Raw genomic sequence first — 7,991 nt, forward strand, 5'->3', positions numbered from 1 at the left:
GCTGCAGAATGGTAATTCAGAAGAATCTATGACAAACTGACCGATTAAATAATCGGTGTAGTTTATACGAAAGCTTATCGATAGCTTTCATTATTAAGGATGAACGAATAGTATGAGCTTATGAATGTTTGACAGAGAGCTGCTATCATTGAGCATTTCGACGATAAAAAGTGCAGCAAAGAAATGTGCCAGAATAATCATTGTAACTCAATGATTCTCACTGTGAAGAGCTCGATTCGCCACCTAAAATAACATAATTAAGTTGTTACAAGGGGGGAGGAGAACAAAAACAGGTTATAAATCCTTTCATATTTAAAGAGTTGGAGGTTCTAGGTGAATATATTTTGAATTGTCTGCAAATACGAGGAGGAGATCATATGAAAAAGAAATATTATTTATCAGCACTGACATTGTTAATAGTTGGTGGAGTGATCGCGGGCTGCAGAAATAGATCCGATAATACGGATAGCTCTACAAAAACCAGTGTCAGCACAACAAGTATGTCAGATAGTACTGATAAGAATCAAAGCGAGTCAGGTGAAACATCGGAAACTCCAAAGTCATCGTCAAGTTCTAGCGCATCTACATCAGAAATAACTACTGAATCACCTGAAGAACAGGCAAAGCAGGTACTTGATCAACTGGCTGCAAGTTTTCCAGCAGACAACCTGCCTACATTCATTTTGACAGCCAATACAAAAAAATATATCAGTGCAGCAACAACACCGATAACAGAGAAAACGAATTTTCGTATTTTATATTATGCAGAAGACCAACCGATTAATGTAAATAGTTCAGAGTTAAATTCCTTAAAACCAATCGCTTCTTTTGAAAAAGTGACCTTTAATTCAGCTGATGAAGCAAAAAATGCTGTTGGAAAGTTGGAAGATTACAGCGGACAGGAAGTTGATTTGGGTTTTGGTTTGACAGGTTACCAACAGGGAGCAGCTGGTTCCAGCTATCTGACCTGGCCGGAGGGAAACTGGAATCTGACAATTAAAGCCTCCAATATTGAGGGTGAAAATCCTGTATCTTTAGGAAAAGAAGTTGTAAATTATTTGGAAGAAAATACTCTTCCTGCACCAAATACAGATGGAACCATTCGACTGGAAGTAGGAGAAAATGGCGAGTATCAAACAAACTCTGTTGTATGGCAGGAACAAACGATTGTTTATAAAATACATCACTTCAATGCAATTCAAGCCGTAAAAATGGCTGTGTCAGCAAATTAAGTTATAAAACGATTAAAACAAGAGTAGAAAATGAATCATTGAAGATTCAGGCTCTGCTCTTGTTTTGTTTGAATCTGCTTTAATCCACAAAAGAGCGTAAATAGCTCTCTTAACTAATCGTAGGAAAAGACCTGTAAAGAATCTTTCCGCCTAATTTTTGGTAGCCATACAGTTAATTGTTTGCATATATTTTTTTAAATTAGGGTTGTCTTATGAATTTATTGTGTAATTCTGCTTTTATTTGGCTGAGAATGTGCCAAACGGCTTGCGGCAGATGCAGCAATTGCGCCGACAATATCATCCAGGAAAGTATGAACAGATTTACCATCATGAGAGTTCAGATTAGCCAGAATACCTGGTTTAACTTTATCGATATAACCGTAGTTAGTGAAGCCGATTGAACCATAGACATTTACAATAGACAGAGCGAGTATCTCGTCAATTCCGTATAATCCCTCATCATCTGTCAAAATTTGTTGAAGAGGCTGCAGCAGTTTATTTTCTTCAGCAAGGATATCCAGCTGAATACCTGTGATAATAGTATTATGAACTTCTCTCTTGGTGAGAACCGCCTCTACATTTTCTATACAAATATCTAAATCAAGCTTATCAATATAAGATTCCTGAAGAAACATGACCAGCTCAGCAATATCTTTCACTTCAACCCCTCTTTGTTTCAACAATGCACGTGCGGTTTGCTCTAACTCATTTCCCTCTATAACCATATTATTTCCTCCAAGACTATTTTTTTACTATAATACATCAATGGTATAATAATTGTATTAAAAAAAGCAAGGAAAGAAGAACATGAATCCTTTAATTGAATGTTGTGAGCAAAATCTGGCTAAAGGAGCAGCAGCTCTCTTAGAAGATTCATTCATCCAGCAAAATGCTGATGTAGTGACGTATTCCTGTATGAATGAATGTGTATTGTGCGCGCAAACTTATTATGTACTGTTTGAAGGTGAGCGCATAAGTGATCAGTCAACAGAGCATCTGACTGAAAAAGTGAAACAGGCGATTATCGACTGGCATAAAGAGATGAATTAAAAATAAAATATGCCGCGTTCATCCAGGGGTTATCTGCAATTAACCTGAATGGCGGGGCATATTTTAATGGACAGCTTTCCTAGTGCTCTAACCAAATTATAAATTACACTAAAAGATCGTCTATAAATGATGTTCAATGATAGAAAATGTTAACTTGTATGCTTCAATAACAAGAAGGAGCAGCTTTAAACTTGTATTAAAAGCTTGCTTCTACCCTTCTTCGGATGTTCGTCGTCGATCCAGCAGTTTCATATGTAATACTACTGGATCGGCTGTACATTTCTTGGATGAGAAGCATAGCTTAGGTTTAAATTGGTCAATACACTAGTTTTGCAAAATTTCTTTATGAGGTTCAAGCTTTTCAAAAATGCTGGTACTGTGCATAGGTTGAGTGCGCGCATCAGGTTTAATGAAATGTAAAGCATTGTTGACTGCAGTCGGTGCTTCACCAAATCCTGTTGCAATCAGTTTAACTTTTCCCATATACGTTGAAATATCTCCAACTGCATAAACTCCGGGAAGTGTTGTGGACATATCAGAATCTACAGTAATTGAATTTCGGGATATATCTAATCCCCAGTCCTTTAAATGGCCAAGGGAAGATGTGAAGCCATAATTAACAATCAGCGAATCAACAGGCAGGTGAAACCCGCCATCCTCTTTTGTATGCTTTAGTTGGATACCTTTAAAAGAATTATCTTCCAAACAAAGCTGATCAATAGTGTATGGGGTATAAATTTGAACAGTTGAATTTTTTAATTTTTCTACACTATGTTCATGTCCCCGAAACTCCGGTCTCCGGTGGATAATTGAGACCTGCTCAGCAACCGACTCCAGCATTAAGGCCCAATCGATAGCAGAATCTCCTCCACCGGCAATTGCTACTTTTTTTCCGGCAAATTCGTTTATATCTTTTACGTAGTAATGAATGTTTTTGCCTTCCAATGCTTCAGAACCGTCAACTGTTAATCGCCTAGGCTGAAAAGAGCCATTGCCGACAGCTAAAATAATTGCTTTGGAATAATGTGTTCCTTTGGTAGTTTCTATTTCAAGATAGTCTTCCTTTCTTGTAAGATTTGTGACTTCTTCTTCCAAGAGAATATCGTGATCAAATACAGAAAGCTGCTTTTCCAAATTTGCAACCAGATCAATCGCTTTAATTGCTGGATATCCGGGTACATCATAAATATATTTCTCAGGATATAGAGTGGCCAGTTGACCACCTAACTGCGGTAAGCTGTCTATTAACTTAGTTTTGGCTTTTCTCAAGCCGGCATAAAATGCAGCAAAAAGACCAATCGGTCCGCCGCCAATAATTGTAATATCATAAATTTCCGGTGTTTCAGACATTTTGTTTCCTCCAAATCAGTAAATCATCATTCAATAAAATAAAATGGAATTGTACCCATTTTTCACAAAGTAGCATTTGTAATCAAAAAAAGCAAGTGATTATTTGTGAAGGAGATAAAGCTTTACTTAATCTAAGGAAATAAAATGGCAATTCTTCTGAATATTCGGTATGATAAAACTAGTAATATTACTTAAGGAGGAACTATTGTGAGTGAATTTCCACAGTTAGACTTAGAAAATGTAAAAGGACCAAAAGCGATAATCAAAACCAACAGAGGGGATATAACTGTTCAATTGTTCCCTGAACAAGCACCCAAAACAGTAGAAAACTTTGTTGAGCTTGCGAAAAAAGGCTATTATGATGGTGTTATTTTCCATCGTGTTATTCCTGATTTTATGATTCAGGGGGGAGATCCAACTGGAACCGGAATGGGCGGCGAAAGCATATACGGAGAAAAGTTTGAAGATGAATTTTCAAAAAATGTTTTCAATCTGCGTGGGGCTTTGTCCATGGCAAATGCAGGACCTAACACAAACGGCAGTCAGTTTTTCATCGTGAACAAGCAGGATGTTCCTGCAAATATGTTGGGACAATTGGAAGGCGCGGGCTTTCCGGCTGAAATCATTGAAGCTTATAAAAATGGAGGAACACCATGGCTTGATTTCCGCCACACTGTTTTCGGTCACGTAACAGAAGGCATGAATATCGTGGATGAAATCGCTGGAGTACAGCGCGATGGACAGGATCGGCCAACATTTGATGTTGTTATTGATACAGTTGAAATTACAGAATAATTAAGGATAAAAAGGAAGAGGGATGGGACAGGCTTTGCTCATCTTGAACTACCAGGGCTGCTAATGCTGGAATTTTTTGTAGATTTATAGAATAGTATGCAAACTGAGAATAGGATTGATTTTATGAAATAAAATCAATGCATTATACTATACAAAAGGATAGCTAACCGAAGAAACATATAAAGACTGTACTGCTGTTTATTCAATTTTAGGGGGTTAAGACATAACACTAATGTCTTAACCCCTTTTTTTAATTTATTTATTTCAGTCTTTAAGCAGTGCAAACCCTCAATCAGCTTGAAAGGACTTCTTCATTCTCTCAAGACCTTCCAGCAAAGTAGCATTCGGACAAGCAATATTCAGCCTCATATGCTGACTGCCTTTTGGACCGAATGATATCCCTGAGTTAAGCACAACCTTGCCTTTTTTGATTAGCTTATTTTCAAGCTCTTTATCAGAGAGAGCGTAAGCAGAAAAGTCCAACCAGATTAGGTAGGTTCCCTCGGGCTTCATTATTTTAACAAGAGGCATTTCTGATTGTAAAAACTTTTCTACAGTTGATATGTTTTTTTGCAGGTAAATCAAAAGATCATCCAGCCATTCTTCTCCACAGCGATAGGCAGCTTCTGTACCGAGTAGACCTATCGTGTTAATTTCAGTCTGCTGATTTATTTCCTGAATGTTGCAAAATTTTGCTCTTAATTCAGTATTATGAATAAAAGCCATTGAGTTTTTGATACCTGCTAAATTAAATGTTTTTGTAGCAGCAGTTAATGTAATTGAAAAATCCTTGAATGATGGATCAGCATTATTGAATGTTGTGAATTCTGCCGGTGTAAAAATCAAGTCTTGATGAATTTCATCACTGATAATCAAGACATTATGAGAGGCACAAAGCTCTCCAATTTTTTTCAGCTCCTCAATGCTCCAAACACGTCCGCCTGGATTGTGCGGATTACAGAGAATAAATAACTTCACATCATTTGTTTGAATTGCTTCTTTCATTTTTTCAAAATCTATTTGAAATTTACCATCTACTTCTATTAGAGAATGTCGGATCACTCTCCGCTTATTTTTCTTGATGACTTTAGCAAAAGGATGGTAAACAGGATCATGAATCAGGACTGCATCACCAACTTCAGTATATGCTTGTATAGCTATAGCTACACTTGGAACCACACCACTGCTAAATAAAATTGCTTCTTTTTCTACTATATAATTGTGCTTTTTTTTCTGCCATGTCTGAACTGCTTCATATAAAGAGTCAGAGGAAGTTGTATAACCAAGGATTCCCTGATTAATATAACTGATCATCGCATCCAAGATAGGCTGATGAACTTTAAAATCCATGTCAGCTACCCATAAAGGAAGCAAATCATCTTCTTTGTACATTTTGTTAACAGCATCCCATTTAACAGAATTTGTTCCTTTTCTTTCATATACATGATCAAAATTTACCATTGCTCTACTCCTTTACATATAAGATTGTTAAGATGTTCTTATTGAAAGTATAAAGTAGATTTGCTAAAAGATAAATGAAAAAGCTGGATTCGAAATAAAATTCTATTCAGAAACTTTGGAACATGATATGATTTAAAAGAATTGATTGGGATGGAAACATCTATTATATAGAAGAAATGAGGGAGACATGTGCAATACAAAATTGGAATGACTATAGATGGAACTGTTACAGGGATACAACCGTATGGAGCTTTCGTTTCATTGGATCGAAAAACACAGGGATTGATACATGTTTCTGAAATTCAGGTAGGCTATACTAAAAATATCCATGGAGTATTGGATGTGGGAGATAAAATACAAGTACAGGTTATTGATATTGATGAGTATTCCCAAAAAATCAGTCTTTCTCTCCGGACTCTAAAGAATGAGATGTTGCAAGCTGGCTATCGCCGAAAAAAATACTTTACCAATAAAAATAAAAAAATAGGTTTTACAACATTGGAAAAGAAACTGCCTAAATGGATTGATGAAGCAATGGATGAGCTGCTTATAAAATAATTCTGTTTTTTTCCAGAAAATATGATACAATTCCCTATATTTATGAAAACTATAATCAGTTGAGGTGAACGTTTTGTCTAATAAAAGAGTGGCTGGAACAATCATGCTGAACCTGCATGATGGAACGAAAAAATTTCTTATTCACCCTGTAGGAAAAACATCTGAGTTTGTTACTACTGAAGTTTTGGAAGATATGACAGGATTAGCGAGTATTTTACAGCATTTCAAAAAGAACATTCAATTGGATGTAACTTCAATCAGCTTAGTTGAATTAACAAATGCACACAGTGAAACAGAAGATTTGCCCCTATTTGTTTTTGAAATGGAAGAGAGTAAAGCAGACCTGATAAAAAATGATACATATAGATGGGAAAGTCCTTCTAGACTTAAAGCCCTGCTGTCTGTCTATGATATGGCAGGCATGCCGATGTTTTAATACTTAAATAGTATGTGATTAAAGAGAAGCAGCGGTTAACCTGCTTCTCTTTTCTCATAATAAAATGAAGAAGAAAGGAATACACAGAATGGAAATGCACAGAGTATTAAAAGAAGAAGCTGATATAGCGATAAACATAATGAAGGATACTGCTCTATGGTTGCAGAGTAAAGGGAGTCAACAATGGTCTGATGTTCTTGAAGGAACAGATAAACATGATTTGAAAGGTGCTGTACAGCGTGGGGATGTTTATTTCTTTACTGTAAATCAAAAAATAGTAGGGATGGCAGCAGTTTGGAATACTCCTACATTATGGGATCAGAAGTTGTGGAAGGTAAGTAGACAACCGGAAAAAATATTTTATATCCATCGGTTGATTGTTCATCCTGATTACAGAGGATTGAATTATGGCACTGAAATGCTGAAAAAAATCAAAGTTTATTTTGAATCAATTGCTGTTGAATTAAGATTAGACTGCATTTCTTCCAATAAAAAGCTGATTTATTTCTATAGGAATAATGGTTTTACAAATAAAGGAAGCATAAAGATAAGTGAAACAGATGAATTTGAGCTTTTTTCGCAGCTTTTAAATGAATAGAATACAGAAAAGAATCGTGTATTCTGAAAATGCAAAATAAAGAAGAGGAAATAAAGATGTATATCTATAAAATCGTTGGAAAAACGAATGAAAAGTCAATTGTATTGGGAATTGATCGGAATTGAAAAAAAGTTGTAAAAAATGACATATTTTGATTGACCTGAGCGAAGAAACTTGATATATTATTACTTGTCGCAAGACAGGACAACCTCTTTTGAAGCACTGGATAGAATAACAGTGGGAAGGAAGAAAAAAGTTGTCCGACCAATAAAAAAGTTGTTGACAAATAACAAAAATGTTGGTAAACTGAAACAGTTGTTATGAAACAGGAACAACAAATTGCAGGCAGAAAAAACTTTTCAAAATTTTATTAAAAGAGTTGACAAGCGCTTCTCGATTTGATAAGATATAAAAGTTGCTGCAAGGCGACAAAGTAGACCTTTGAAAACTGAACAAAGTAAGACAAACCAAATGTGTAGGGCGTTTTGATCAATTCAAAACAACAAACATT

At 35.8% G+C, this 7,991-nt stretch carries 9 protein-coding genes; 6 read left to right on the top strand and 3 right to left on the bottom strand.

From position 1 onward, the window contains the following. Positions 1-377: 377 nt before the first annotated feature. Complete coding sequence (locus IW492_RS06845; protein WP_202066834.1) at positions 378-1,232, top strand: hypothetical protein; 855 nt, start codon at positions 378-380, stop codon at positions 1,230-1,232. A gap of 218 nt (positions 1,233-1,450) precedes the next feature. On the opposite strand, the gene IW492_RS06850 is transcribed toward IW492_RS06845, so the two are convergent. Then, a complete protein-coding gene (locus IW492_RS06850; RefSeq protein WP_202066835.1) occupies positions 1,451-1,957 on the bottom strand; it encodes a phosphatidylglycerophosphatase A family protein in 507 nt (168 codons plus the stop codon). Between the two features lie 82 nt (positions 1,958-2,039). Between IW492_RS06850 and IW492_RS06855 the strand changes: the two genes are divergently transcribed. Beyond that, positions 2,040-2,282, top strand: a complete 243-nt coding sequence (locus IW492_RS06855; RefSeq protein WP_202066836.1) for a DUF1450 domain-containing protein — start codon at positions 2,040-2,042, stop codon at positions 2,280-2,282. A gap of 324 nt (positions 2,283-2,606) precedes the next feature. Here IW492_RS06855 and IW492_RS06860 read toward each other — a convergent pair whose 3' ends face one another. Continuing rightward, positions 2,607-3,632, bottom strand: coding sequence for an NAD(P)/FAD-dependent oxidoreductase (locus tag IW492_RS06860; RefSeq protein WP_202066837.1), 1,026 nt, complete (start codon positions 3,630-3,632; stop codon positions 2,607-2,609). A 207-nt stretch (positions 3,633-3,839) separates the two neighbouring features. On the opposite strand from IW492_RS06860, the gene IW492_RS06865 reads away from it, so the two are divergent. After that, a complete protein-coding gene (locus tag IW492_RS06865) occupies positions 3,840-4,427 on the top strand; it encodes a peptidylprolyl isomerase (RefSeq protein ID WP_202066838.1) in 588 nt (195 codons plus the stop codon). A 288-nt stretch (positions 4,428-4,715) separates the two neighbouring features. On the opposite strand, the gene IW492_RS06870 is transcribed toward IW492_RS06865, so the two are convergent. Continuing rightward, positions 4,716-5,888 carry a MalY/PatB family protein gene (locus IW492_RS06870; protein ID WP_202066839.1) on the bottom strand — a complete coding sequence of 391 codons (1,173 nt, stop codon included), beginning with the start codon at positions 5,886-5,888 and terminating at the stop codon, positions 4,716-4,718. A gap of 189 nt (positions 5,889-6,077) precedes the next feature. Here IW492_RS06870 and IW492_RS06875 point away from each other — a divergent pair, with 189 nt between their 5' ends. From IW492_RS06875 to IW492_RS06885, 3 genes are all read left to right on the top strand, one after another. Next, entirely contained in the window at positions 6,078-6,446 is a 369-nt protein-coding gene (locus IW492_RS06875; RefSeq protein ID WP_229441522.1) for a CvfD/Ygs/GSP13 family RNA-binding post-transcriptional regulator, read from the top strand. 64 nt (positions 6,447-6,510) lie between these two features. Then, positions 6,511-6,882 carry a hypothetical protein gene (locus tag IW492_RS06880; protein WP_202066840.1) on the top strand — a complete coding sequence of 124 codons (372 nt, stop codon included), beginning with the start codon at positions 6,511-6,513 and terminating at the stop codon, positions 6,880-6,882. 88 nt (positions 6,883-6,970) lie between these two features. Continuing rightward, the gene (locus IW492_RS06885) at positions 6,971-7,480 is read left to right on the top strand and encodes a GNAT family N-acetyltransferase (RefSeq protein WP_236671821.1); all 510 of its coding nucleotides are present in this window, start codon (positions 6,971-6,973) and stop codon (positions 7,478-7,480) included. Positions 7,481-7,991: the final 511 nt, after the last annotated feature.

The organism is Enterococcus sp. BWB1-3 (assembly GCF_016745275.1).
Classification (GTDB): Bacteria; Bacillota; Bacilli; order Lactobacillales; family Enterococcaceae; genus Enterococcus_L.